We start from the raw sequence: 25,411 nt of genomic DNA, 5'->3' as shown, positions 1-25,411 counted from the left end.
CACGCAAAGCGTATCAGAAGATTCCGAGGAACTTCTTGCGCTGTTCCTTGCGCTCGCCCTTCGACCGCTTGCCGTCCTCCGACTTGGCGGTCGTGCCCTTGCCGACATCGTCGCGTGGGGCACCTTCGGTGGTGCGCTGCGCCTTGGCCGTCGCGCCTGCCAGTACCGGGCCGCATGCGGCCGACTTGGCATCGCCGACATCTACGAACGCCAGCACGCCGGCCAGCGGCGTGGCGACGATCGCCAGACCCAGCCCAGCACCGGCGCGACCCAGCAACTGGTCGCTGATGATGTCGTATCCCGGCGTGGCGAACGTCCCGTTGATCCCCACCGGCGATTGTCCGGCGAACACGCTGAACTTCTTTGAATCGGCGCGGAAGGCGAGGTCCAGCGTCTCGTTGCGGAACGAGAAACCCCCGCGCCCCAGCATCACGCTTTTCTGCGTATCGATCAGGATCGGGTCGGCCGCAGCCACCCCGCCGCGCACGGTAAAGGCGATCAGCCCGCAATTGATCTGCACCGGCTCCTTCAGCTTCCCCTCGAACATCTTTTGCACGAAAGTGCCGATATCGAGTTCGCTGAGCTGGATGTTGCGCGTCCAGAAGCTGCCTCTGGGCAGGATGAAGGCGATGCGCCCGCCGGAACTGGCCAGCGTGTCGCGTAATGAATCGCCGCGCCCCTCCAGCCTGATGCGGCCCTTGACCGTCCCCGTCGTCCCCGATTCTTCGACACCCCAACCCGCCAGCAGCGTGCTCATCGGCGTGGGGGCCAGCCGCACGTCATAAGAGGCGGCGGTCGGGCGCGCCCGCGTGTTCAGGATGATGTCCGACGCGACGTTGCCGCGCGCCATCGAGAAGGTGAACGGCGACAGCGCCAGCCGTCCGCGATCGAGTTCTACCGTCAGGTCGATGTTCGAGATCGGCACGCTGCGCGATTTCACATCGGCCACGCGCCATTTCGCCTTCGCGTCGAACACCTGCATCGACTGGATCGGGAAGTTCGCATCGGGCAGCACGCCCGCCGGGGCCGCACCGGCCGCCGCTGCCGCCGCCATCGCCCCGCGCGACGCGACGATATCGGGGTTGTAGCCAATGAACGGTGCGGCATCGACGATGTCGAGCGAGCGCGTGGAGAGATCGGCGGTCATCAGCAATCGCTCGCCGCGCGCATCCGCCGCGAACTTGCCTGACAGGTCGCTGTTGCCGAACCGCCCGCGCAGCCCGCTGAAGCTGTAGAGATCGCCCGACTTCACCATATTGGCCGACACGCGATAAGTGCGCGTCTCCGGCAACATGACGCCGATGATGTTGAGCAGGCTGGCAAGATTCGCGCCGCGCGCGGTGGTGCGCAGCGGGACATTCTCGATATCCGCAAGGCTCGGCAGGGTTCCGTCGACGGTGATGATATTGCCCGCCGCGCGCGCACGCAGCGTCAGCTCGTTCTTGCCGCGCCCCGCCGTCTCATTGGGACTGAGCAGCGCGCCGGTCAGCGTGAACGGCGTCTTTCGCGCGACGCCATTGCCGGAAAAGCGCACGGCGTCGCCGATCCGCGTGCCGGTCGATTTGACCGTCTCGAACTTCAAATCGGTCAGCAATTGCAGCTGCGGATCCTTGTAGCGCAGCGTCGTTCCCGCCAGCGTCGCGCGGTCGATCGTCGGAAACTGTACCGGCTCGCCCTTGCCGCTGCCGAAGGTCCAGGTGTTGGCGCGCTCACCATTCCATTCCAGGTCGATTGCGCCGTTCTGAAGGTCGAGGAAGCGCGCATGATAGCGGGTGCCGAACAACAGCGAGAGCGGAGCGATTCGGGTGTGGATCGAATCGGCCGCGAACAGATGCGGCTTGGTCGCCCATTCCGGGTTTGCAATCGTCATCTTCTGTGCCACGAATTTCAGGTCGAGCGGGTCGAAATAGAGCTGAAAATCACCCGCGACCTTTACCTCGCGATTGGTCGAGCTGCTGGCGATTCGCTCGAACGTGCTCTTCAGAAAGCGACCCTTGGTGACATACAGCACCGTCCAGGCGAGGATCATCAGGCCGAGAATCGTTACCAACACCGACAGCGTCGCGGCAAGCGGCGTCGAAACGGCGCGCACGCCGCCGCTCAGCGGTGCGTTGGTTGCTGTCGTTGTTTCGGGTGTGGCCATCCCCCTCCAAAGACTCGTAGCGGTCACATGTTCCGTAGCGCGCGGTTGCAAAATGGTGATTCAGCAGTTACAGGCCCGCCTTTCCGCGATTCAGGAGGACTGCCCGGCTAATTAGGGCTGCCGGGGCCGTCCGTGATCGTCGCGCTAAAAGGAGACGAAAATGCCCAAACTCAAGACGAAGAGCGGCGTCAAAAAGCGCTTCAAGTTCACCGCCTCTGGCAAGGTGAAGCATGGAGTCGTCGGAAAGCGCCACCGGCTGAGCAGCCACAACTCGAAGTACATTCGTACCAATCGCGGTACGTCGGTCCTGTCCGATGCCGATGTCGGTCACGTGCGCCTCTGGGCGCCGTACGGCCTGTAAGGAAAGGACTGAACCATGGCACGAGTCAAACGCGGTGTTACCACCCGCGCCAAGCACAAGAACATTCTGGAACAGGCCAAGGGTTACCGCGGCCGCCGCAAGAACACGATCCGCATCGCGCGTCAGGCCGTCGAAAAGGCCGGCCAATATGCGTATCGCGATCGCAAGGTTAAGAAGCGCAGCTTCCGCGGCCTGTGGATCCAGCGCATCAACGCCGGCGTCCGCGCCGAGGGTCTAACCTATTCGCAGTTCATGCACGGGCTGAAGCTCGCCGGCGTCGAACTGGACCGGAAGGTTCTGGCCGACATCGCGATGCACGAGGGTGAAGCGTTTAGCGCCATCATCGCGCAGGCAAAGGCGGCTCTGCCCCAGGCCGCCTGAGGCGACTTGGCAAGCAGGGAGATTTGGGGCGTCGGTGGCAACACCGGCGCCCTTTTTCGTTTCCCGGAGGATCGAGAATGACGCTCCAGACCTGGTGGCTCTATGTCACTGCCGTGTTCCTGATATCAGCCACACCCGGCCCGAACATGCTCCACGTCATGGTGCAGAGCATCCATCACGGCGCGCGCCGCTCGACCGTGTCGATGGCCGGGCTGATGACCGCGAACCTAATCTGCCTGCTCGCCTCTGCCGCAGGACTCGGCGCACTGCTCAAGGCATCGCCGATGCTGTTCGAAGTGTTGCGCTATGCCGGGGTCGGTTATCTGGTGTGGCTGGGGATCAAGGCATGGCGTGCGCCCGTCGGCAATGATGCGGGCATGGCCCCGCGCACGCCCTCGCTTAGGGCAATGTATGGCGCAGGCCTCGGCACTGGCTTCTCGAACCCGAAACTGATCATCTTCGCTGCGGCGCTATTCCCGCAGTTCATCGACACGACCCGGCCGTTCGCACCGCAGCTGGCAATCCTGATTCTCAGTTTCGCCGCGATCGAGGCATTCTGGTTCGCCATGTATGCGCTGGGCGGACGGTCGCTGTCGGCCTGGCTTGCCCCCGCAAACCACCAGCGGCTGTTCAACCGCGCAACCGGCGCGATCTTCGTCGGCTTCGGCGCGGCCTTGCTGGGCAGCCGGGTATAGACTTGACCTGCGCGCCGGACTGCGGTTCGGGCCTCTTGCGAACACGAACGGAAAACCGATGACCACGGACCTAGACCATCTCCGCAATGACCTGCTTGCCGCAGTCGATGCCTCGTCCGGCATCGACGCGCTTGAAGCCGTCCGCGTTCAGGCGCTGGGCAAGCAGGGGGCGGTGACCGGACTGCTCAAGACGTTGGGCGGCATGTCACCGGAGGAGCGGCAGGAAACCGGCCCGCGCATCCACGCGCTGCGCGAGGCGGTGACCGATGCGATCACGGCCCGCAAGACCGAGCTGGAGCGTTCGGCGATGGAGGCCAAGCTGGCCAGCGAGACGCTCGACCTCACGCTCCCGGTCGATGGCGTGCCCGCTGGCAGCGTCCACCCGGTAAGCCAGGTGATGGACGAATTGGCCGAAATCTTTGCCGACCTCGGCTTCGCGGTCGCGACCGGGCCGGAGATCGAGGACGACTGGCATAATTTCACCGCGCTCAACATCCCCGAGACGCATCCGGCGCGCGCGATGCACGACACGTTTTACCTTGCGGGCGAGCATGCCCAGCCGATGGTCCTGCGCACCCACACCAGCCCGGTGCAGATTCGCGCGATGAAAGCGGCGGGCGGCAACCAGCCGATCCGCATCATCGCCCCCGGCCGCACCTATCGCAGCGACAGCGACGCCACCCACACCCCGATGTTCCATCAGGTCGAGGGGCTGGTGATCGACAAGGGCATCACCCTCGGCCACCTCAAATGGACGCTGGAAACCTTCCTGAAGGCGTTCTTCGAGCGCAACGACATCGTCCTGCGCCTGCGCCCCAGCTATTTCCCGTTCACCGAACCGAGCGCGGAGGTCGATGTCGGCTTCTCCATCGTCAACGGCAAGCGCGTGATCGGCGGCAGCGAAGGCTGGATGGAAGTGCTGGGCAGCGGCATGGTCCATCGCGGCGTGATGAAGGCGGGCGGCTACGACCCGGATGTGTGGCAGGGCTTCGCGTTCGGCTGCGGGATCGATCGCCTGGCGATGCTCAAATACGGGATGGATGATTTGCGCGCCTTTTTCGACGGCGATCTGCGCTGGCTGAAACATTATGGCTTCTCGGCGCTCGACGTGCCCACGCTGAGCGGGGGAGTCGGCGCATGAAGTTCACCCTCGGCTGGCTCGAAGAGCATCTCGACACCACCGCATCGCTCAACGAGATCGTCGAGGCGCTGACTCGCGTCGGCCTCGAAGTCGAGGGGGTCGAGAATTCCGGTGAGAAGCTCGCGGGCTTCCGGGTCGCGCGCGTGCTCTCTGCGGACAAGCATCCGCAGGCTGACAAGCTTCAGGTGCTGATCGTGGATGCCGGCGACGGGCCGATGCAGGTGGTGTGCGGCGCCCCCAACGCCCGCACCGGACTGGTTGGAGTGCTTGGTCTTCCCGGCGCGATCGTCCCCGCCAACGGCATGGAATTGAAACAGTCTGCAATACGCGGCGTCGAATCGAACGGCATGATGTGCTCGACCCGAGAGCTTGAACTGGGCGAGGATCATGAAGGGATCATCGAGCTTCCATCCGATGCTCCCGTCGGCAAGCTCTTCGCCGATTATGCCGGGCTCGATGACCCGGTGATCGACGTCTCGATCACACCGAACCGCCAGGATTGCATGGGCGTGCGCGGCATCGCACGCGATCTGGCAGCGGCGGGATTGGGCACGTTGAAGCCGCTCGACGATGTCTATCGCTCAGGCATCGAATCCGTGACCGGTGAGGGACCGGGACCGGATGTACGCATCGACGATCCCGACGGTTGCCCAGCTTTCTATGCGCAAGCAGTGTCGGGCGTCCGCAACGGCGAGTCCCCGGAGTGGATGCGTCGGAAACTGACCGCGATCGGGCAAAAGCCGATCAGCGCGCTGGTCGATATCACTAATTTCGTGTCGGTCGATCTTGGCCGTCCGCTGCATGTCTATGACCGTGCGAAACTCAACGGCGGCTTGGTCGCGCGCAAGGCGAAGGCGGGCGAGCAGGTGCTGGCGCTCAACGGCAAGACCTACACGCTCGACGACACCATGACCGTCATCGCCGACGATGCGAGCGTCCACGATATCGGCGGGATCATGGGCGGCGAGCATTCGGGCTGTTCGGACACGACCACCGACGTGCTGATCGAATGCGCCTATTTCGATCCCGAACATATCGCGCGCACCGGCCAGAAACTGCTGCTGACCAGCGATGCGCGCACGCGGTTCGAGCGTGGCGTCGATCCCGCATTCCTAGATAACGGCCTGTCGATCGCCACACAGCTCGTGCTTGGACTGTGCGGCGGCACCGCCAGCGGGGTTACCCGCGCGGGTACGCCGCCCGTTCCGGCCACCCGGATCGCCTATGACACCAACCTCGCCGAGACGCTGGGCGGCCTCGCCATCGCACCCGAACGACAGCGGGCAATCCTCGAATCGCTCGGCTTCACCGTCGATTCCGGCTGGACTGTCACTGTTCCCAGCTGGCGCCGCGATGTCGAAGGGCCAGCCGATCTGGTCGAGGAAGTGATCCGGATCGAGGGGATCGACAACGTCCCCTCCGTGCCCCTGCCCCGCACCCCCGGCGTCGCCACCCCCACCGCCACACCCGAGCAAAAGCTGGAGCGCCGCATGCGCCGCTCGGCGGCGGCGCGCGGGCTGAACGAAGCGGTGACGTGGAGCTTCATCGCCGAGAAGGAAGCCTTGGCCGTAGGCGGCGGCGCCTGGACGCTCGCCAACCCGATCAGTGAAGATTTGAAGGTCATGCGCCCGTCGCTCCTCCCCGGCCTGTTGATGGCAGCGGCGCGCAATGTGAAGCGCGGCGCGACCAGTGTGCGCCTGTTCGAGATCGGTCGCCGCTATCTGGCCGACGGCGAGAGGCTGACGCTCACCGCCCTGCTCACCGGCGACAAGCGTGTGCGGGGCTGGGCGTCGGGCAAGGCCGCGCCGTTCGATGCGTTCGATGCCAAGGCGGAGGCACTCGCCGTGCTGGAAGCCGCCGGTGCGCCGGTCGCCAACCTGCAAGTCATGGGTGAGGCAGGCGACGCCTATCATCCCGGCCAGTCGGCGACGCTGCGACTGGGGCCAAAGACGGTGCTGGCCGCATTCGGCATGGTCCACCCGGCGCTGCTCAAGACCTTTGACCTCGACGGCCCCGTCGCGGCGGTCGAGATCTTCCTCGACGCGCTCCCCGCCAAGCGTGGAACCGGCTTCATGCGCCCCGCCTATACGCCCCCGGCGCTGCAGGCAGTCAAGCGCGACTTCGCCTTCCTCATCCCCGCCGCGCTCCCTGCTGGCGATCTCGTTCGCGCAGTCAGGGGTGCGGACAAGGCGGCGATCGTCGATGCCCGCCTGTTCGATTTGTTCACCGGCGCGGGAGTCGAGCAAGGCCACAAGAGCCTTGCCATCGAAGTCACCCTGCAACCCGGTGACAAGAGCTTTACCGATGCTGAGCTGAAGGCGGTGGCGGACAAGGTCGTCGCAGCGGCGACGAAGCTGGGCGCGGTGTTGCGGGGTTAGATCCTCTTGCCGTCACCCCGGCCTTGTGCCGGGGCCTACCGGACGGCAAGGGAAGTGCTCCGGATTGAAGTTCAGTCCGCGCGGCACCGTGGCCCCGGAACACGTCCCAGGGTGACGGTTGGAAGGGAATAGAATGCGAACAGCACTCATCACCGGCGCGACCTCGGGGTTCGGAGAAGCCGCCGCCCGCCTGTTCGTCGCAGACGGCTGGCGCGTGATCGGCACAGGACGCCGCGCGGACCGGCTCGATGCGCTGAAAGCCGAACTGGGGGATGCCTTTCATCCCGCCGTCTTCGACATCCGCGACGAAGCCGCTCGCGATGCCGCACTCGACGCGCTTCGCGGCATCGACCTGCTGGTCAACAATGCCGGCCTGGCACTCGGCACCGAACCCGCGCAATCCGCCTCATTCGACAATTGGCGAGTGATGATCGACACCAACATCACCGCGCTGGTGGCGATCACGCACAAGCTGTTGCCCGCGCTGATCGAACGCAAGGGCGCGATCATCAACCTGTCCTCGGTCGCCGCGACCTATCCCTATGGCGGCGGCAATGTCTATGGCGGGACCAAGGCGTTCGTGCATCAGTTCAGCCTGAACCTGCGCTCCGATCTGGCAGGCACCGGCGTCCGCGTCACCTCGATCGAGCCGGGCATGGCGCAAACCGAATTCACCGTCGTCCGCACCGGCAGCCAAGAAGCGTCCGACAAGCTGTATGGCGGCGCGAACCCGATGACGGCGGAAGACATCGCCGCGATGATCTTGTGGGTCGCACAACTGCCGCCGCATCTGAACATCAACATCATGGAGATGATGCCGGTGAACCAGAGTTTCGCCGGGTTCGCGGTCCATCGGGAAGCATGACATGATCTTCTACGGCCACCCCTTCAGCTCCTATTGCCAAAAGGCGCTGATCGCCCTGTACGAGAGCAACACGGCGTTCGATTACCGCATGGTCGGCCATGACCCCGCGACCGACGCCGAGTTCGAGGAATTGTGGCCGATCAAGCGCTTTCCGCTACTGGTCGATCAGGGCTGGACGTATCTGGAAGCGAGCATCATCGTCGAGCATATCGCGCCACATATGCTCGCGGGCGGGCTCGATGCGCGGATGCTGGACCGGGTGTTCGACAATTATGTAATGACGCCGATGCAAAAAATCGTCGGCGACGCGCTGCGGCCCGAGGGTGCGAAAGACCCGCATGGCGTGGCTGAGGCACGCGCGCTGCTCGACAAGAGCTATGCCTGGATCGACGGGCATATGGCCGGGCGGCAATGGGCGGCGGGCGAGTTCGGGCTGGCCGATTGCGCGGCGGGACCGGCGCTGTTCTACGCCGACTGGGCGCATCCTATCCCGGAGGAACTGGTCGCGCTCAAGGCCTATCGGGCGCGGCTGAATGCGCGGACCAGCTTCGCGCGGGCGATCGACGAGGCGCGGCCGTTTCGTTCCTATTTCCCGCTGGGCGCGCCGGACCGCGACTGATGGTCACGATCTCAAGCGGCGCGTTGACCGCGACGATCGACCCGCTGGGTGCGGAGCTCGTCAGCCTCATCGATACGCAGGGCCGCGAATACATGAGCGATGGCGACCCGGCGTTCTGGGTCGGGCGCGCGCCGTTGCTGTTTCCGATTATCGGCGCGCTGAACGGCGGCAGCTACCGGCTGGACGGGCGGGGATATGCGCTGCCTCAGCACGGCTTTGCGCGGCGACGTGCGTTCGATCTCGTAGAGCAGACGGCAGATCGAGTCATGTTCCGGCTGTCGGACGATGCGGAGACACGCGCGGTCTATCCCTTCGCCTTCATGCTCGACGCCGCGTTCACGCTGGACGGCGAGACGCTGTCGATCGAAGTTGCCGTCACAAATAATGGCGGCGGGCCGATGCCGGTGAGTTTCGGTTTTCATCCAGCCTTTGCATGGCCCCTGCCCGGCGGCGGTGCAAAGGACGATTATCGCATCGTCTTCGAGCGCGACGAGCCAGGCAGGCTCAACCGCATCGAAGGCGGACTGATCGGCGCGGCGGAGCGCGAGACGCCGGTCGCTGGCCGAACGCTGCAATTGCGCGACGACCTGTTCACGGCGGACGCGCTGGTGTGGGAAGCCCCGGCCAGTCACTCGCTGCGTTATGGCGTCGACGGCGGGCCGGAACTCGACATCGCCTTCCCCGACATGCCCACCCTTGCACTGTGGACAAAACCCGGCGCGCGCTTCCTCTGCGTCGAGCCATGGCAGGGCCATGCCGATCCGGTCGGCTTCGACGGGGAAATCTGGGACAAGCCGGGGATGCTGCGACTTGAACCCGGCGAAAAACGCGCCTTTGCGATGCAAGTGACGGTAAGAGGCGACTGACCAACAAGCTGACCCGCCGCCCTCACCTCAGCTTTCGATGAACGCCAGCAAATCGGGGTTCACGACTTCCGGATGCGTCGCACACATGCCGTGGGGCAGGCCTTCATAGGTTTTGAGCGTGCCGTGCTTAAGCAGCTTGATCCCCTTCAGCGCGGAATCCGCGATCGGGACGATCTGGTCATCGGTGCCGTGCATCAGCAGGACCGGGATATCGAGCGCCTTGAGGTCGTCGGTAAAGTCGGTCTCGCTGAACGCCTTGATGCAATCATGATGCGCCTTGGTTCCGCCCATCATCCCCTGCCGCCACCAATTGTCGATCAGCCCCTGGCTGACCGTCGCGCCGTCGCGGTTGAAGCCGTAAAACGGGCCGCTGGCGACATCGATGTAGAATTGCGCGCGATTGGCGATAAGCGCGGCGCGAAACCCGTCGAACACCTCGATCGGCAAGCCTTCGGGGTTGGCGTCGGACTTCACCATGATCGGTGGCACCGCGCCAATCAGCACCGCCTTAGCGACCCGACCCGGTTCGGCGCGCGCGGCGTAATGCGCGACCTCGCCGCCGCCGGTCGAATGGCCGATATGGATTGCGCCCTTTAAATCGAGTGCGCGCGCCAGTTCGATGACGTCGGCGGCATAGGTGTCCATTTCATTGCCGATGTCGGTCTGGCTGGAGCGGCCATGCCCGCGCCGGTCATGCGCAATGACGCGATAGCCCTTGTGCAGGAAGAACAGCATCTGGTTGTCCCAGTCGTCCGCGCTCAGCGGCCAGCCGTGATGAAAGACGATAGGCGTGGCGTCCTTTGAACCCCAATCCTTGTAGAAAATCTCGGTGCCGTCGCTGGTGGTGATAGTGCTCATGATCGGATCCTCGCATGGGAAACGGCGCGACTCGCCAGCGCTCAGCGTGGCATGACACCGCTGTCCAGGCGAGTGTTCGTTTCGCCTCCAGCCATTGCGGGAATCGAACGCAACCCCTAGTGGCGCGCGATGACTTCCATTTCCGATCGCCGCACCTTTGCGATCATCTCCCATCCCGACGCCGGCAAGACCACGCTGACCGAAAAGCTCCTGCTGTTCGGCGGTGCGATCCATCTTGCGGGCGAGGTCAAGGCGCGTGGGGCCGCGCGGCGCGCGCGATCCGACTGGATGAAGATCGAGCAGCAGCGCGGAATTTCGGTAACGTCCAGCGTGATGACCTTCGAGCGCGACGGGATTACCTTCAACCTGCTCGATACGCCGGGCCACGAGGATTTCAGCGAGGACACTTATCGCACGCTGACAGCCGTCGATTCCGCGGTGATGGTGATTGACGCGGCCAAGGGGATCGAGAGCCAGACGCGGAAGCTGTTCGAGGTTTGCCGCCTGCGCAACGTGCCGATCATCACCTTCGTCAACAAGGTCGATCGCGAAGGGCGCGAGATGTTCGAGATTCTCGATGAGATCGCCGACCTGCTCGCGCTCGACGTCGCGCCGATGACCTGGCCGGTCGGCATGGGTGGGCAGTTCGAGGGGATTTACGATCTGGTCAACGATCGCCTGTTGCTGCCCGAAGGCGACAGCCGCGAATTTCAGGGCAAGGTGGTAAAGACCAGCGGCCTCGATGACCCGCAGATCGACGCGATCATCTCGCCACAAATTTTGGCGAAGGTGCGTGAAGAGGCCGAATTGGGGATGGCCGGTTACGCCACCTTCGATGGCGAAGCGTATCGCAACGGCGACCTGACCCCGGTCTATTTCGGGTCGGCGCTGAAGGAATTCGGCGTGGATTCGCTGATCGACGCGATCGCACGCCACGCACCGCCGCCGCGCACCCAGCCCGCCGAACCGGCGCCGGTGTCGCCCGACCGCGCCGACGTCACCGGATTCGTGTTCAAGGTTCAGGCGAACATGGACCCCAACCACCGCGACCGCATCGCCTTCATGCGGCTGGTGTCCGGCACGTTCAAACGCGGCATGAAGCTGATCCCCTCGGGCCATGGCAAGCCGATCGCGATCCATTCGCCGATCCTGTTCTTCGCGCGCGAACGCGAGCTGGCGGACGAGGCCTATCCCGGCGACATCATCGGCATCCCCAACCACGGTGTGCTGCGCGTCGGCGATACGCTGAGCGAACGCGCCGATGTGCGTTTCACCGGACTGCCCAATTTCGCGCCCGAAATCCTGCGCCGCGTGCAGCTGAAAGATCCGACCAAGACCAAGCAGCTGCGCAAGGCGCTGGACGACATGGCCGAAGAGGGGGTGACTCAGGTTTTCTACCCCGAGATCGGGTCGAACTGGATCATCGGCGTGGTCGGACAGCTTCAGCTGGAAGTGCTGCTGTCGCGGCTGGATGCGGAGTACAAGGTCGCCGCCGGTCTTGAGCCCGCCCCCTATGACACCGCGCGCTGGCTGGGCGGCGAAGCGGCGGACGTGGCCGCGTTCATCGACCTCAACCGCGGCGCGATGGCCAAGGACCGCGACGGCAACCCGGTGTTCCTCGCCAAATCGGCATGGGAAGTGAATTACGTCACCGAGCGCTATCCAGCCGTGAAGTTCGCCGCGACGCGGGAGCGTTAACCTACCCAATCCTTACGCAACGGCTTCACCGCCAGCAGCATCAGCACCGTCGCGATCAGGTAGAACCCCAGCGCAAACGTCGCGGCATAGCGCAGCGCGTCGTTGCCATAGCTGCCCGTCATCGCGTCCGACATCGCCCCCATCACCCATGATCCGGCCCCCAGCCCGATCAGATTGTTGATCAGCAGGAAGCTCGCGCTGGCGGTTGCCCGCATATGCGGTGGGACGAGATGCTGGACGGCGGTGATCACCGGACCAAGCCACAGGATGTTCAGGCCGTTCGGGATCAGGAACAGGAACCATGCCAGCGTGACATTGTCCGTCATAAACGCCCCCGCGAACAGCGGCACGCAGATCAGCCACGCAAAGGCGGGCAGTTTGGCATAGAAACCGCGATCCCCCTGTCCCATCCGGTCGGCGAAATAGCCGCCCGCGAATACGCCGATCGTACCGCCGATCAGCAGGATCGACCCGAAGAAGTAACTGGTCGTCGCCAGATCGAACCCGAAACTGCGGATCAGCACCGACGGCGCCCAGAAAGCGAGCCCATATCCGCACATCGAACTGAATCCGGCGGCGAATGCCATCAGCCAGAAGCTGGGTTTGTTGAAGAGAATGCCGAACACCTCACTGATCGGCACGCGATCCGCGTCGCAAGTGGCAACCGGGCGCGGCGGCTCCTTGACGATCAGGCGGAAGATCGGGGCGATCACGATCCCGGCCAGCCCCACGACGATGAATGCCGCGCGCCAGTCCACCGTCGCCGCGATCCACGCACCCAGCAACGTGCCCGACGCCAGCCCGATCGGAATCCCCAGCGAATAGATGCCAAGCGCCCGCGCGCGCTGATGCGGTGGGAAATAGTCAGCGATGATCGCATAGGATGGCGCAACGCCGCCCGCCTCACCCACACCGACCCCGATGCGGAACAGGAACAGGCTCCAGAACCCAGTCGCAAGGCCGCACAAAGCGGTGAACCCGCTCCACACCGTCAGCGATGCGGTGACCACCCAGGTTCGGCTGGTGCGATCCGCCAGCAATGCCAGCGGCACCCCCAAGGTCGAATAGAGAAAGGCGAATGCGATGCCGCCCAGCGCGCCCAACTGCGTATCGGTCAGCCCGAGGTCAGCCTTGATCGGCTGCACCAGGATGCCAAGGATCTGCCGGTCGAGGAAGTTGAAGGTGTAGACCAGCAGCAACATCGCCAGCACCAGTGCGCGATAACGTGGCGTGCCGTGACCCTGACTCGCGGTTGCCGCTTCGGTGGCGCTCATGCCGATCCCCTCCAAAAAATTGGCCGGACGCCCGTGTGAGCGCCCGGCCATGTCAGTCTGCCAAACTCAAATCGGTATGGCGATCAGAGTCTGTTGAAAATGCGCAAATCAGCGCATTTTGCGGTGCCGGCCCGCTCCCCCATTTCAACAGACCCTCAGAACTTCACCTCGAACGTGCCGGTCACCGTGCGCGGCGGACCGTAATAGCCGATCACCGAGTTGCCGGTGAGCGCGCCGGGGAAGTTGTAGCCGCCGACGCGGTAGCGCGCATCGGTCAGGTTGCGACCGGCCACGCCGATCCGGTAACGGCCATCGCCCGACGTCCAGTTGAGCGATGCCTCGACCAGCGCATAGCCGTCCTGATCGAGCGCCGGGGTCGCCAGTTCGAACATCTGGATGTCGCTGCGCAGCGACACCGCCGGGGTGAAGGCGAGGGAGCCGCCCGCCACATCGTGCGACCAGGTGAACGACGCGTTGGCGGTCCATTCCGGTGTGTTCTGGAATGCGCGCGCATTCGACACGTCGACCGGGGTGGTGCCGCCGCCGATGAAGGTGAAGAACTCCTTGTAGTCGGCATTGGTGTAACCGACCACGACGCTGGCGGAGAAGTTGCGCGACGGCACCATCCGCGTTTCCAGCTCAAAGCCATAGATGACGCCCTTGCCCGCATTGTCGACGAAACTGGCGATGCCGCTGGGCAGCGACGGCACCTGAATGGTGACCTGCTGATCCTTGTAGTTCGAATAGAAACCGGCGGCGTTGACGAACAACGTGCGGTCGAGGAACGCGCCCTTCACGCCGACTTCGTAGCTGTCGATCGTCTCCGGCTCATAGCCATTGGCGGTGGTCGGCGTCAGCACCACGTCGCCGCGCATGTCGAACCCGCCCGATTTGAAGCCCTTGCCATAGCTGGCATAGAAATTCAGGTCGTCGTTCGGCTGATAGCTGAGACTCACGCGCGGCGTGAATTTCTCGAACTCGCGGCTGTTGGTGTAATCGGAACGGATCAGGCCGGGGACCGCTGCGGCATTGCCGAAGCGCGGGGACCGGATACCGGTATAGTTGCGGCGGAACACGGTGCCGGTCTTTTCGTCGCGCGTATAACGCAGGCCCGCCGAGATCTTGAACTGCTCGCTCAGGTCAAAACTGAAATCACCGAACGCGGCATAGCTTTTGGTGAACACTTCACCGGCGGTCAGCGTGGTGAGGTTGGCGAGGCCGATGACGGTATCGAACGCGCCGCTCGCGCGACCGTTCAGGTAATAAAGGCCGAACACGCCCTGAAGCCGTTCGCCTTCATACAGGAACTGCAGCTCCTGCGTGAACTGGCGGTCGGAATAGTCCGCCGGGATGTCGAGCGTGGGCAGGATGGTGTTGTCGAAGTCGATCACCGTGTCGGTGCTGCCGTCGCGCCATGCGGTGATCGTCTTGAACGTCAGCGCATCGGACAGATTGACCTCACCGGTGACCGAAACCCCGCGCGTCTCGACCCGGTTGTAATCGCCGATCCCGGCGCGCGTGTCATAAACGCTGGCGGTCGGCGCATAGATCGGATCGACGCCATTGGGCAGCAAACGCGTGCCGTGGCGCGGGTTGGAGCGATCGAGCACGCGATCGGCGGCGACGCGGAGGAAGATAGTGTCCGATGGCGTGAACTCAGCCGAAACCCGACCGGCCAGCACGTTTTTGTTATAATGCTCGGCACCCGTCGTCAGGTTGGTGCCGTACCCGTCGCGCCAGTACTGCGCGACCGCCGCGCCGAACGACAGCGTATCGCCCAGCGGCACGACGACCTGCCCCACCAGGTCGATCTGGTTGTACGAACCATAGGACGCGCGCGCCGACGCCTTGTAATCATTGCCCAGCCGGCGCGTGACGTACTTTACCGCGCCGCCAATGGTGTTGCGGCCATAAAGCGTACCCTGTGGCCCGCGCAACACTTCGACCCGCTCGACGTCGAAAATGTCGAGCACCGCGCCTTGGGGCCGTGCGACATAAACGTCGTCAATATACAGCGCGACGCCCGGCTCGAAGCCCCACAGCGGATCCTGCTGGCCGACACCGCGGCTGAACGCGATCAGCGTGGAGTTGGAACCGCGTGCGATCTGCAGCGTCAGGTTCGGGGTCTTGTCCTGCAGCGCGGTGATGTCTGGTGCGCCGCTGCGAACCAGCGAATCGCCAGTAACCACGGACATCGAGATCGGCACGTCGATCAGGCTTTCTTCGCGACGGCGCGCGGTGACGACGATTTCGCCCGAAGCGGCTTCGTCTTCGACGGCGGTATCGGCAGGAACATCCTGCGCGAAAGCGGGCGCGGCGGCGAGCGCGCCAAAAGCGGCGCCTGCGTATAGAATTGTGCGAGCAGACGGAATCAGGCGTAGCATCGGTGCTTCCTCCCCAGAAATAGCCGGGCTGAGCCCCGGCTTGTCAGACGTTGGAGGACGCTATACTGAAACATGAACCGGGTTTCAACTTCCGGTTTCAAGGGAGAGGGCGAGTGACCGAAAATAGTGGCACGGAGGCCACAGTCACCGAAGCAAAGAGCGAAAGCGCGGCGAGCGAAGGCAAGGAGCCGCGCACCGCGCGTGGGCGACGAACGCTACGAACGATCCTCGACGCCGCCGCTGCCGAATTCGGCGAAAAAGGCTTTCACGAGGGGTCGATCAGCGGGATCACTCGCCGCGCCGGTGTCGCGCTGGGCAGCTTTTACACCTATTTCGATTCAAAGGACGCGGTGTTCCGCGCGCTGGTCCGCGACATGAGCGATCAGGTCCGCGAACACGTCGCCCCCGCGATCCGCGCCGCCCCCGACCAGATCGCCGCCGAGCGCGCGGGCCTGGCGACGTTCATCGAGTTCGTCCGGCAGCACAAGGAAATCTACCGCATCATCGATGAAGCCGAGTTCGTCGATCCCGAAAGCTTCCGCCTCCACTACGCCACCACCGCCGACCGCATCGCCGCCCGCCTGAAAGCCGCCGCCGAACGCGGCGAGGTCCGCGCGGACGTGTCGGAGGTCCACGCCTGGGCGATCATGGGGATGAACGTGTTCCTGGGCCTGCGCTATGGCGTGTGGGACGCGGACCAGACGCCGGATGCGGTGGCGGATACCGTGGCGGAGATGCTGGCGCGGGGGTTGGGGGTGCGTTAGTCAGGTGGCCTTCTTCGGTCGTCGTTCGGATACCCGCAGGCTTTTTACGACGAATTGGTCTAGTTGGCGGATCAGTGCCAGTTCGACTGTTGCCTCTTCATCATCGTCAGGCTTGTCCGTGTTCCAATAGAAGGCGGTGCCACGCACGGTGACGTGATCGACATCGACGCCATCGGGGGAATCGAAGAAGATTGCCCCTGCGCTCTGTAGGAGCGACCACAGCTGCGGCTGAACCGAGTCCGCATTATGTGCGACGAGCCGATCGCTTTCCTTCTGGGTTAATCCAATGCCAGGACGGAGCTTGTGAAGCACGGCGAGCGCTTCACCGGCGGATTGCCGATCGCCCTTTAGTGCCGAGCAAGCTGCGAGGAGCATCGGGATATTCCGAACGGTCGCACGATCGACTGTGCCGCATTCCGCCAGCGCCTCATACGCAATGTCAGCGAGGCGAAAGGCGAACGACATTCCGAGACCTCCACCACATGCGGTTTCGGCATCGCGACGGTACACTGGCTCGGTGAACTGCTCCGGCAGAATATGTTGTTCGATCCGGCGCGCATCCCCCGCTTCCCCCACGGCAAACCACGCATGGAGGCAGAGCGAGATTTCATCCTCAGTCACCCCTTTTCTGCGCACCAAGTCGCGGTCGAAATTCGTGGACTCCGCGATGACACGCGCCCACACTTCACTGCTAAGCGTAGCTTCCAAAGTCGCAGCCTGAGCTTTGGGTGCCCCGGGGATTCGGACCTCGATGACGGGTGCCCGACCGAGTATCCTGTGCGCGGAGATGGCGACGACGTCCCGGCCATAGCCATCGACCAGCATGACCCTCCGGAACGTGATGCCGCGCGCGATCAGATCCTTGCCGGACTCGAAACCGTACAAGGATCTCATTTTGTCCTGCACCGCATCCGAACAACGGTCGATTCCGTTATCATCGCCGCACCCGCGCTCGAACACATCGTCGACGGGCGCCTTGCCGGCCTGATCAGCCAGCGTCGGCGCGGCTGCGAAAACAAGGCTGGCAAGTGCAAGCCACAGAATCTTCATCGCACGTCGCTCCGTTACTTCGATGCCTCCGCAATCCACGCCTTCGCCGTCTCGCCGTCCCAGTCCATGTCACCCGACACGCGCCACACCTCACGCCCCTGAGCATCGTAAAGGATAGTCGTCGGCAAATTGACGCCATAGCCGGTCGAGAATTTCACTTCGGGATCGAGATAGGGCTGCAACGCCTTGAACCCCGATTTCGCAAAGAATGGCGTGACCTTCTCCGCGCCCTCCAGATCCTGGCTGATCACCACGACCTGCAACTTATCGCCCTCGCGCACCGCCAGCCGGTCGAGCATCGGCATTTCGCGGATGCACGGTGCGCACCAGGTCGCCCACAGGTTGAGCAGCAGCGGCTTGCCCTTGAACGCGGCCAGCGTCACCGGCTTGCCGTCCGGTGCCTGAAACACATGCGCCGGGGCCGCTTCCCCCTTGTTGCTGCGGTCGAGCGTGCCGACGCGTTCGGGTTCGTCGCTGGCGTTCTCCGCCGCAGGCTCGCTATCGGCGGCGACAGTTGGGTTTGCTTGCTCGCCAGCATCCTTGGCCCTATCGCAGCCAGCGGTTCCAAGCGCTAATGCGCCGAACAATATCGGGAGAAGCGCGATCGTCGGGCGCAAGACAGACTCCAATTCCATGTGGGGCGGGCGCTTCGCCGAAGGCCCGTCGTCGGTGATGCGCGAGATTAACGCATCGATCCCGTTCGACAAGCGAATGTGGCAGCAGGATATCGCAGGATCACAGGCGCATGTTGCGATGCTGGGCCGGCAGGGCATCGTGGCGCTTGAGGATGCGGCGACGATTTCCGCCGGTCTCGACGCCGTTGCGGCGGACTATGCCCGCGACGGCGTGCCCGAAGATCTGGCGCTCGAAGATATCCATATGCTGACCGAGGCGCGGCTGGCGGAGAAGATCGGGGCGGTCGCGGGTCGCCTTCATACCGCGCGCAGCCGCAACGATCAGGTGGCAACCGATTTCCGGCTATGGGTGCGCGACGCCACCGATCAGGTGCTGGCGGCGCTGACCGCGTTGCAGGACGCGCTGCTGACGCGGGCCGAGGAACATGCCGACAGCGTGATGCCGGGCTTCACACATTTGCAGAGCGCGCAGCCGGTGACGCTGGGGCATCACCTGATGGCCTATTTCGAGATGATGGCCCGGGATATCAGCCGCTTCACCGACGCCCGCGCGCGCGGCAATCGTTGCCCGCTGGGATCGGCGGCGCTGGCGGGGACCGGCTTCGACCTCGACCGCGATGCGACGGCCGCGGCGCTTGGCTTCGACGGCCCGACGCGCAATTCGCTCGATGCGGTCAGCGACCGGGATTTCGCACTCGATTACCTGATGGCGGCTGCACAATGCTCACTCCACCTCAGCCGCCTGGCCGAGGAATTCGTGATCTGGGCGAGCCAGCCGTTCGGTTTCGTGCGGCTGTCGGACCAATGGTCGACCGGCAGCTCGATCATGCCGCAAAAGCGCAATCCCGATGCGGCGGAGCTGGTGCGCGGGCATAGCGGGCGCATCATCGGCTGCCTCACCGCGCTGATGATCACGATGAAGGGCCTGCCGCTCGCCTATTCCAAGGACATGCAGGACGACAAGCCGCCGGTGTTCGAGGCGCATGACCTGCTCGGCCTGTCGATCGCGGCGATGACCGGCATGATCGAGAGCGCAGAGTTCCGCACCGACCGGATGCGCGGCCTCGCCGAATCGGGCTTTGCCACCGCGACCGACCTCGCCGACTGGCTGGTGCGCGAAGGCGGCATCCCGTTTCGGGAGGCGCATCATATCACCGGTCGCGCAGTGGCGGCGGCTGAGGCGAAGGGGGTGCGGCTGGACCAGCTCGACCTTGCGGACCTGACCGCAATCGACGAGAGGATCGATATGCGCGCGTTCGATGTGCTGAGCGTCGATGCATCGGTGGCCAGCCGCACCAGTTTCGGCGGGACCGCGCCGATCCGGGTGCGCGAAGCGATATCGGCGGCACGAGCCGCGCGAGAGGAGTGACGATGCGAGTTGCGTTGATAGTGCTGGCGGCATTGGCCGTGGCGGCGTGCGGCAACAAGGCGGAGTTGAAACCGGCCGCGGGGGCATCGCTTCCGCCGAAACCCTATGGGGCTGTCGCCACCCCGACCCCCGACCAATTGGTCGAGGCATCGCCCCAGACTCGCCCGACGCGCAGCGACGAAGTGCTGCGCAGCTCCGAAGAACGCCGCAGCGACGAGTTCGATCTGCCGCCGCAATAATCGAGAAGACCCGTTTCATGGACCATTTCAATCGCAGGAACGGCGTGCTGCACGCCGAGGACGTCGCCATTCCCGCCATCGCGGCAGCGGTCGGCACCCCCGTCTATATCTATTCGACCGCCACGTTGGAGCGGCATGCGCAGGTGCTGAAAGCCGCGCTGAGCGAACTGCCGCGCGTCCACATCGCCTTTGCGATCAAGGCGAACCCTAACCTCGCCGTGCTGGGTGTGCTCGCAAGACAGGGTTACGGTGCGGATGTCGTGTCAGGTGGCGAGTTGAAGCGCGCGCTGGCGGCGGGGATGAAGCCACAGGACATCGTTTTTTCCGGCGTCGGCAAGACGCGCGCCGAGCTGCAACTTGGCCTCGACCAAGGCATCGGCCAATTCAACTTGGAGCTGGAAGAGGAAGGCGAAGTGCTCGCCGCGCTTGCCCATGCCCAGGGCAAGACCGCGCCCGCCGTGCTGCGCGTGAACCCCGATGTCGATGCCGGCACCCACGCCAAAATCTCGACCGGCAAGGCGGAGAACAAGTTCGGCGTGGCGATCGATCGCGCACCCGGCATTTTCGACCGGTTGTCGCAGCTGCCCGGCCTCGATCTGCGCGGCGTGGCGATCCATATCGGCAGCCAGCTCAAGACGCTGGCCCCGCTCGAAGCTGCGTACACGCGCGTCGGCGAGCTGGTCGCACAGCTGCGCGTTGCCGGACACACGATCACCCATGTCGATCTGGGCGGTGGCCTTGGCGTGCCCTATCATCCCGGCGAACAGGTTTCGTCGGCCGAAGATTTCGGCGCGATGGTCAGGCGCGTGACCGAGGGCTGGGACGTGACGCTGATGTTCGAACCGGGCCGCTTCATCTGCGGCAATGCCGGGGTGCTGGCGACCGAGGTGATCTGGGTGAAGCCCGCCAACGGCAACCCCTATGTCATCGTCGATGCGGCGATGAACGACTTGGCGCGACCGGCGCTTTACGATGCCTATCACGATTTCGAGGCGGTCGAGCCTACGGGTGAGAAGATGATCGCCAATATCGCGGGACCGGTGTGCGAAACCGGCGATACATTTGCAATGGGCCGCGAGATCGACGTCGTGCGGTCGGGCGACCTCGCCGTGTTCCGCACTGCGGGTGCTTATGGCGCGACGATGGCCTCGACCTATAATAGTCGTGCTTTGGTGCCGGAGGTGCTGGTGTCGGGCGACAGATTCGCGGTGGTCGCCGACCGCATCCAGCCCGAGACGATCATGGGTGCCGAGCGCGTGCCCGAGTGGGTCCGATGAAACGATCGGGATTGCCGGTCTTCGTCCGGATGGACGGGCGGCCCGTGATCCTGATCGGTGACGGCGCGGCGGCGGAGGCCAAGCGCCGCTTGCTGGAGCGCGCGGGGGCAGTGATCGTCGCGGAGGACGGCGATGCGCCGCTCGCGCTGATCGCCTGTGACGATCCGGAGCCGGTGGTGACGCGGCTGAAGACGCGGCGCGTGCTCGTCAACGTCGCCGACCGGCCCGATCTGTGCGACTTCACCCTGCCCGCGATCGTCGAGCGCGATCCGGTAACGATCGCAATCGGCACCGGCGGCGCATCGGCAGGGCTGGCGGCGGCTTTGCGGCAGCGGTTGGAGCCGCTGATCCCGGCGACGCTCGGTCAGCTCGCCGATTCACTGGGACGGGCGCGCGATGCGATGCGGGCGCGCTGGCCCGATGGCGGCGAGCGACGGCACGCGATTGGAACTGCCCTGTCCGGTCCGCTCGATCCGTTGGTGGCGCAATCCGCCGATGCCGTGGAACGCTGGCTCGCCGATCCGGCGGCGGGCGCAGGCGGACTCGTGCGGATCGAGTTGCGTTCCGCCGATCCGGACGAGCTGACGCTGCGGGAGGCGCGATTGCTGTCGCAGGCCGACCGGATTACACACCGCCCGGACGTGCCCCTCGATATCCTCACTCGCGCCCGCGCCGATGCCGATCGCATCGAATGCACCGCCCCGCCCGCCGATCTGCCGGGCCTGACGATCGACCTGGAGATGGCGCGATGAGCGGCTTTGCCTACGTCGTCGCGCGCAACGGCGTGCGTGAAACCACGCCTGAGCAGGGCATTGCCGCGCGGCGCGGGTTCGTTTGGATTCATCTTACGTCGCGCGACGAAGAGGTGCAGCATTGGCTGAGCGCAACCGCACAGCTTGACCGGTTCGTGATCGAGGCACTCACCGCGCTTGAAACCCGCCCGCGCTGCGAACAGGTGAATGGCGGCGCGGTGCTCAATCTGCGCGGCATGACGCATGCGACGATGGCGAGTTCCGATCCGCTGGCGTCGATCCGGCTCTATGCGGAGGGCGACAGGGTCATTTCGGTCACGCGCCTACCGCTCGATGCGCTCGACGCGGCGCGCGCCGCGACCGAAGCCGGGTCGATCCGCGATGCGGGCGACTTGATCGCGGTCCTCGCCAGCACGATCACCGGGCAGCTCGATCCGCAAGTCGCCGATCTGGGCGATTCGCTCGACGATTGCGAGGAGCAGCTGGATGGGCGCCGCGCGTTCGAGCTGCGTCGTCAGGTCAATCACGCGCGGCGGACCGCGATCGGTTATCGCCGCTTCCTCTATCCCCAGCGGGTAGCGCTGGAGACGCTCGCCACCCTGCCCGTCCGCTGGTTGAGCGATGAAGACCGGCTGCACATCTCCGCCGCCGCCGACCGCGCCGCGCGCATGGCCGAGGAACTGGAAAGCATCCGTGAGCGCGCCGCGCTGATCCACGAAACGCTGACTGACCTTCGCGCCGAACTGATCGATCAGCGCAGCCTCGTGATTGCGGTGGCGGCGATGATCTTCCTGCCGCTGACCTTCATCACCGGGCTGTTCGGCATGAACGTGAAGGGCATTCCCTATGACGATCATCCGTTTTCATTCTGGGTGATTACCGGCTTCAGCATCGCTGTCGCCGCAGTGGTCACGACCTATTTCGTCAGGCGGCACTGGTTCCGCTAAGCCGCTCGACCTCTGCATTTAGCGACTGGATCGAGCTGACCAGCCGTGCGCGGTCGGCGCGGGTGACGGCGAGTTCGGTGCGCGTTTCGCCCAGTTCGATCGCGCGCGCGGCGATGCGCGCATCGAGTGCGGCGACCGAGCGCTTGAGCTCCGACAGGCGGGTGCCGCGTTCCAGCGTGCGTTCGATCCGCGCGGCAAGCACCTCGAAATCGAACGGTTTGGCGACATAATCGTCGGCCCCGGCGGCGAGCGCCGCAACCACCGCACCGCTGTCGCTGCGCGCGGTAATCATGATGACGGGCAGGTCGACGGTATCGATCGCGCTGCGCAGTTCGGCCAGCACATCGAGGCCGGAGACGCGCGGCATCATCATGTCGAGCAGCACGAGATCGAACCCGCGCGCACCGATCAGGTCGATCGCCTCACGACCATTGTCGCACAGCACGACCAGATAGCCGAGCTGACCCAATCGCGCGCCGACGACGTTGAGGTTGGTGCGGCTGTCGTCCACCACCAATATGGTGCGAACGCCGCGCCGACGCGCATCGCCGGATGCCAGGAGAGTCTGTCCCATGCGGGCGATGCTAGTGCCGGATCGTCACGATCCGGTTAACCACATTCAGCGCTTCAGGAATCCCAGCAGCTGATCGACCATGATGCACAGTTGCGGCGAGGCGTCGCCCACCGCATCGCCCTCGACACCGGTGTTGATGGCGACGCCCAGCGGCGTGGGCCAGCCGCGCAGGGCGTGGATCACGGTACGCAGCGCGGCCAGCGTCGATACCGCCGCCTGCCAGCCGCCCGCCGTCGCCACCAGCCCGACCGGCATGCCGTCGAAATAGGGGCGCTGGTCCTTGCGCAACAACTCGACATGATCGAGCGCGTTCTTGACCATGCCCGACAGCGAGCCGTGATAGCCGGGCGAGCCGACGATGATCGCGTCGGCATCGCGCAGTACCGCAACAAAGCGCTCGATCGCCGCATTGCCGCTGGCTCCGCCCAGCTCATAATGCGGGAAATTGATCGCCTCGCCGGTCAGCAAGGTCGTGCGCGCACCCCGCGCCTCGGCCAGTTCCAGGCAATGCGCGAGCGCGCGCCCCGTTGCCGAATCGGGGCGTGAGGTTCCACCAAGGGCGACGATGTGCGGCTTGCTCATCGCGCGGCGCTAGCCGAAACAGGCGCGATGGGCCACCCGCATCGTGCGGGGCCGCGCAAGGAGCAACGGGTGCAATCGCAGGTACAATCTCAGGGGCCGCTGACGGGGGTACGCATTATCGAGATCGACGCGATCGGCCCGGTGCCGTTCGCGGCCATGCTGCTCGCCGACCTGGGGTGCGAGATCGTGCGTGTCGCACCGCCAGGGACCAGCGCCAGCGGCATCGTCCCTGCTTTGTATCGTGGACGACAGGATGTGACGCTCGATTTCCGCCACCCCGCCGCGATCGCCGAACTGCTCGATCTCGTCACCCATGCCGACGGCCTTATCGAGGGGATGCAGCCGGGGTCGATGGAGGCGCTGGGATTAGGCCCCGATCCGTGCAGAGCGCGTAACCCGGCGCTGGTCTATGGCCGCGCCAGTGCGTGGGGCCAGAGCGGGCCGCTGGCCGGACGGCCGGGCAACGACATCAACGTGCTGGCGCTGACCGGCGCGCTACACGCGATCGGCACCGCGGATATGCCGGTCGCGCCGCTCAACCTGTTGGGCGACCATGCCGGATGCGCGATGTTCCTGGCGCTGGGGATGGTCGCGGGGATCATGGGCGCGCAGGCGACCGGTGAGGGCCGCGTCGTGGATGCAGCGGCGATCGACGGGGTCGGCACGCTGATGGCGCTCACGCAAAGCCTGTTCGCGTCGGGCCGCTGGCTCGACCGGCGCGAAAGCAATCTGGTGGATGGCGGTGCGCCCTTTTACCGCAGTTATGCCTGTGCCGATGGCGGGCATGTCGCGGTCGGCGCGATCGAACCGCGCTATTTCGACGTGTTGTGCGCGGGGCTTGGCTTTGGTGCGGGGACGTTTGCGCAATTCGACCGCGCCGTCTGGCCGACAATGGCGAGTCGCTTCGCCGAACGCTTCGTCGCGCGCACCCGCGACGAATGGGTGCGGCATTTCGCCGAGAGCGAGGCGTGCGTTACGCCTGTGCTGTCGCTGGAGGAGGCGCTGCACCACCCGCATGTGCTGGCCCGCCGACCGGTCGCAGTTGGACCGGCGGGGGCGGCGACGGCACCGCTGTTCAAGCCCAGATCGGCGATTGCGCCGGCAGCGGAAGCGAGTTCGGTGGGCGAAATCCTGTCGCGCTGGGCAAGTTAGTTCAGGCGGCCCGCGCCTGACTCCACGCGCCGGCAATTTCTTCCAGATCGTCCGCGACCGCACGAAACGGCACCGGATCGTTCCCGATACTGGCGTTGATGATTTGCGAACGCAGGCCGTGATAGAGCGTGGCGAGCGTGCGCGACACTTCGCCACCACGCTCGAAATCCAGGTTCGATTCGAGCGCGAACATGATTGCTGTGGCGCGTGCGATACGCTCGCTCTTCACCGCCAGCTGGCGCTTTTCAGCGGCAAAGGCGGCGGCGCGAAGGGCGGCGATACACTCCTTGTACATCAGCTCGACCAGTTGGTGCGGATCGAGCGCGGCGGACGTGCGACCCACCGCGTCGATCGAGCGATAGGTGGCGGCGGCTTTCGCATTGGGGCGCATCGGGCTTCTCATCGCA

At 64.9% G+C, this 25,411-nt stretch carries 25 protein-coding genes; 16 read left to right on the top strand and 9 right to left on the bottom strand.

All coding sequences use genetic code 11. The annotated features are described in order from the left end of the window. Positions 1-13 precede the first annotated feature (13 nt). Positions 14-2,143, bottom strand: a complete 2,130-nt coding sequence (locus U1702_RS14065; RefSeq protein ID WP_332725690.1) for an AsmA family protein — start codon at positions 2,141-2,143, stop codon at positions 14-16. A gap of 160 nt (positions 2,144-2,303) precedes the next feature. Here U1702_RS14065 and rpmI point away from each other — a divergent pair, with 160 nt between their 5' ends. The 8 genes from rpmI (at position 2,304) to U1702_RS14025 (ending at position 9,449) form a co-directional block, all read left to right on the top strand. Further along, complete coding sequence (gene rpmI, locus U1702_RS14060; RefSeq protein WP_332725689.1) at positions 2,304-2,504, top strand: 50S ribosomal protein L35; 201 nt, start codon at positions 2,304-2,306, stop codon at positions 2,502-2,504. Positions 2,505-2,519: 15 nt separating this feature from the next. After that, positions 2,520-2,885, top strand: a complete 366-nt coding sequence (rplT, locus tag U1702_RS14055) for a 50S ribosomal protein L20 (RefSeq protein WP_332725687.1) — start codon at positions 2,520-2,522, stop codon at positions 2,883-2,885. 77 nt (positions 2,886-2,962) lie between these two features. After that, complete coding sequence (locus U1702_RS14050) at positions 2,963-3,580, top strand: LysE family translocator (protein ID WP_332725685.1); 618 nt, start codon at positions 2,963-2,965, stop codon at positions 3,578-3,580. Positions 3,581-3,638: 58 nt separating this feature from the next. Further along, complete coding sequence (pheS, locus tag U1702_RS14045; RefSeq protein WP_332725683.1) at positions 3,639-4,721, top strand: phenylalanine--tRNA ligase subunit alpha; 1,083 nt, start codon at positions 3,639-3,641, stop codon at positions 4,719-4,721. Next, the gene (gene pheT, locus U1702_RS14040; RefSeq protein WP_332725682.1) at positions 4,718-7,099 is read left to right on the top strand and encodes a phenylalanine--tRNA ligase subunit beta; all 2,382 of its coding nucleotides are present in this window, start codon (positions 4,718-4,720) and stop codon (positions 7,097-7,099) included. The genes pheS and pheT overlap by 4 nt, the downstream gene beginning before the upstream one ends. A 133-nt stretch (positions 7,100-7,232) precedes the next feature. Then, entirely contained in the window at positions 7,233-7,964 is a 732-nt protein-coding gene (locus tag U1702_RS14035) for an SDR family NAD(P)-dependent oxidoreductase (RefSeq protein WP_332725681.1), read from the top strand. 1 nt (position 7,965) lies between these two features. Then, on the top strand, positions 7,966-8,583 hold the full coding sequence (locus U1702_RS14030; protein ID WP_332725680.1) for a glutathione S-transferase family protein: 618 nt from the start codon (positions 7,966-7,968) through the stop codon (positions 8,581-8,583). Further along, positions 8,583-9,449, top strand: coding sequence for an aldose 1-epimerase family protein (locus U1702_RS14025; RefSeq protein ID WP_332725679.1), 867 nt, complete (start codon positions 8,583-8,585; stop codon positions 9,447-9,449). Before U1702_RS14030 ends, U1702_RS14025 begins: the two co-directional genes overlap by 1 nt. 27 nt (positions 9,450-9,476) lie before the next feature. Here U1702_RS14025 and U1702_RS14020 read toward each other — a convergent pair whose 3' ends face one another. Continuing rightward, a complete protein-coding gene (locus tag U1702_RS14020; protein WP_332725678.1) occupies positions 9,477-10,307 on the bottom strand; it encodes an alpha/beta fold hydrolase in 831 nt (276 codons plus the stop codon). Positions 10,308-10,436: 129 nt separating this feature from the next. Here U1702_RS14020 and U1702_RS14015 point away from each other — a divergent pair, with 129 nt between their 5' ends. Then, on the top strand, positions 10,437-12,005 hold the full coding sequence (locus U1702_RS14015) for a peptide chain release factor 3 (protein WP_332725676.1): 1,569 nt from the start codon (positions 10,437-10,439) through the stop codon (positions 12,003-12,005). Here the strand turns inward: U1702_RS14015 and U1702_RS14010 are convergent. Both U1702_RS14010 and U1702_RS14005 read right to left on the bottom strand, forming a co-directional pair. Continuing rightward, on the bottom strand, positions 12,002-13,279 hold the full coding sequence (locus tag U1702_RS14010) for a spinster family MFS transporter (RefSeq protein WP_332725674.1): 1,278 nt from the start codon (positions 13,277-13,279) through the stop codon (positions 12,002-12,004). The genes U1702_RS14015 and U1702_RS14010 overlap by 4 nt on opposite strands. Positions 13,280-13,434: 155 nt before the next feature. Then, positions 13,435-15,663: a TonB-dependent receptor gene (locus U1702_RS14005; RefSeq protein WP_332725672.1), complete on the bottom strand. Its 2,229-nt coding sequence runs from the start codon at positions 15,661-15,663 to the stop codon at positions 13,435-13,437. Between the two features lie 113 nt (positions 15,664-15,776). On the opposite strand from U1702_RS14005, the gene U1702_RS14000 reads away from it, so the two are divergent. Continuing rightward, entirely contained in the window at positions 15,777-16,427 is a 651-nt protein-coding gene (locus tag U1702_RS14000; RefSeq protein ID WP_332725670.1) for a TetR/AcrR family transcriptional regulator, read from the top strand. Here the strand turns inward: U1702_RS14000 and U1702_RS13995 are convergent, their stop codons facing one another. Together U1702_RS13995 and U1702_RS13990 are read right to left on the bottom strand one after the other, a co-directional pair. Continuing rightward, entirely contained in the window at positions 16,428-17,477 is a 1,050-nt protein-coding gene (locus U1702_RS13995; protein WP_332725669.1) for a hypothetical protein, read from the bottom strand. It abuts the gene before it with no gap. A gap of 14 nt (positions 17,478-17,491) precedes the next feature. Further along, positions 17,492-18,094, bottom strand: coding sequence for a TlpA family protein disulfide reductase (locus tag U1702_RS13990; protein ID WP_332725667.1), 603 nt, complete (start codon positions 18,092-18,094; stop codon positions 17,492-17,494). Between the two features lie 16 nt (positions 18,095-18,110). On the opposite strand from U1702_RS13990, the gene argH reads away from it, so the two are divergent. From argH to U1702_RS13965, 5 genes are read left to right on the top strand one after another with little or no spacing between them, the layout of a single operon-like run. Further along, complete coding sequence (gene argH / locus U1702_RS13985) at positions 18,111-19,481, top strand: argininosuccinate lyase (RefSeq protein ID WP_332725665.1); 1,371 nt, start codon at positions 18,111-18,113, stop codon at positions 19,479-19,481. 2 nt (positions 19,482-19,483) lie between these two features. Further along, positions 19,484-19,720, top strand: coding sequence for a hypothetical protein (locus U1702_RS13980; protein WP_332725663.1), 237 nt, complete (start codon positions 19,484-19,486; stop codon positions 19,718-19,720). A gap of 17 nt (positions 19,721-19,737) precedes the next feature. Next, positions 19,738-20,997 carry a diaminopimelate decarboxylase gene (gene lysA, locus U1702_RS13975; RefSeq protein WP_332725661.1) on the top strand — a complete coding sequence of 420 codons (1,260 nt, stop codon included), beginning with the start codon at positions 19,738-19,740 and terminating at the stop codon, positions 20,995-20,997. Continuing rightward, positions 20,994-21,749, top strand: a complete 756-nt coding sequence (locus U1702_RS13970; RefSeq protein WP_332725659.1) for a precorrin-2 dehydrogenase/sirohydrochlorin ferrochelatase family protein — start codon at positions 20,994-20,996, stop codon at positions 21,747-21,749. The genes lysA and U1702_RS13970 overlap by 4 nt, the downstream gene beginning before the upstream one ends. Beyond that, positions 21,746-22,696 carry a CorA family divalent cation transporter gene (locus U1702_RS13965; RefSeq protein ID WP_332725657.1) on the top strand — a complete coding sequence of 317 codons (951 nt, stop codon included), beginning with the start codon at positions 21,746-21,748 and terminating at the stop codon, positions 22,694-22,696. Before U1702_RS13970 ends, U1702_RS13965 begins: the two co-directional genes overlap by 4 nt. On the opposite strand, the gene U1702_RS13960 is transcribed toward U1702_RS13965, so the two are convergent. Together U1702_RS13960 and U1702_RS13955 are read right to left on the bottom strand one after the other, a co-directional pair. Then, positions 22,674-23,270, bottom strand: a complete 597-nt coding sequence (locus U1702_RS13960; protein WP_332725655.1) for a response regulator — start codon at positions 23,268-23,270, stop codon at positions 22,674-22,676. The two genes, U1702_RS13965 and U1702_RS13960, sit on opposite strands and share 23 nt — an antisense overlap. Positions 23,271-23,315: 45 nt before the next feature. Next, entirely contained in the window at positions 23,316-23,852 is a 537-nt protein-coding gene (locus U1702_RS13955) for an NADPH-dependent FMN reductase (RefSeq protein WP_332725653.1), read from the bottom strand. 27 nt (positions 23,853-23,879) lie between these two features. Here U1702_RS13955 and U1702_RS13950 point away from each other — a divergent pair, with 27 nt between their 5' ends. Next, on the top strand, positions 23,880-25,004 hold the full coding sequence (locus U1702_RS13950) for a CaiB/BaiF CoA transferase family protein (RefSeq protein WP_332725651.1): 1,125 nt from the start codon (positions 23,880-23,882) through the stop codon (positions 25,002-25,004). Between the two features lies 1 nt (position 25,005). Here U1702_RS13950 and fliS read toward each other — a convergent pair whose 3' ends face one another. Then, entirely contained in the window at positions 25,006-25,407 is a 402-nt protein-coding gene (gene fliS, locus U1702_RS13945) for a flagellar export chaperone FliS (protein ID WP_332725649.1), read from the bottom strand. Between the last annotated feature and the right edge of the window lie 4 nt (positions 25,408-25,411).

It is taken from the genome of Sphingomonas sp. LT1P40 (assembly GCF_036663835.1).
Lineage (GTDB): Bacteria > Pseudomonadota > Alphaproteobacteria > Sphingomonadales > Sphingomonadaceae > Sphingomonas.
Note: the sequence above shows the minus strand (reverse complement) of the source record. Positions and strands in the feature narration are given on the sequence as shown.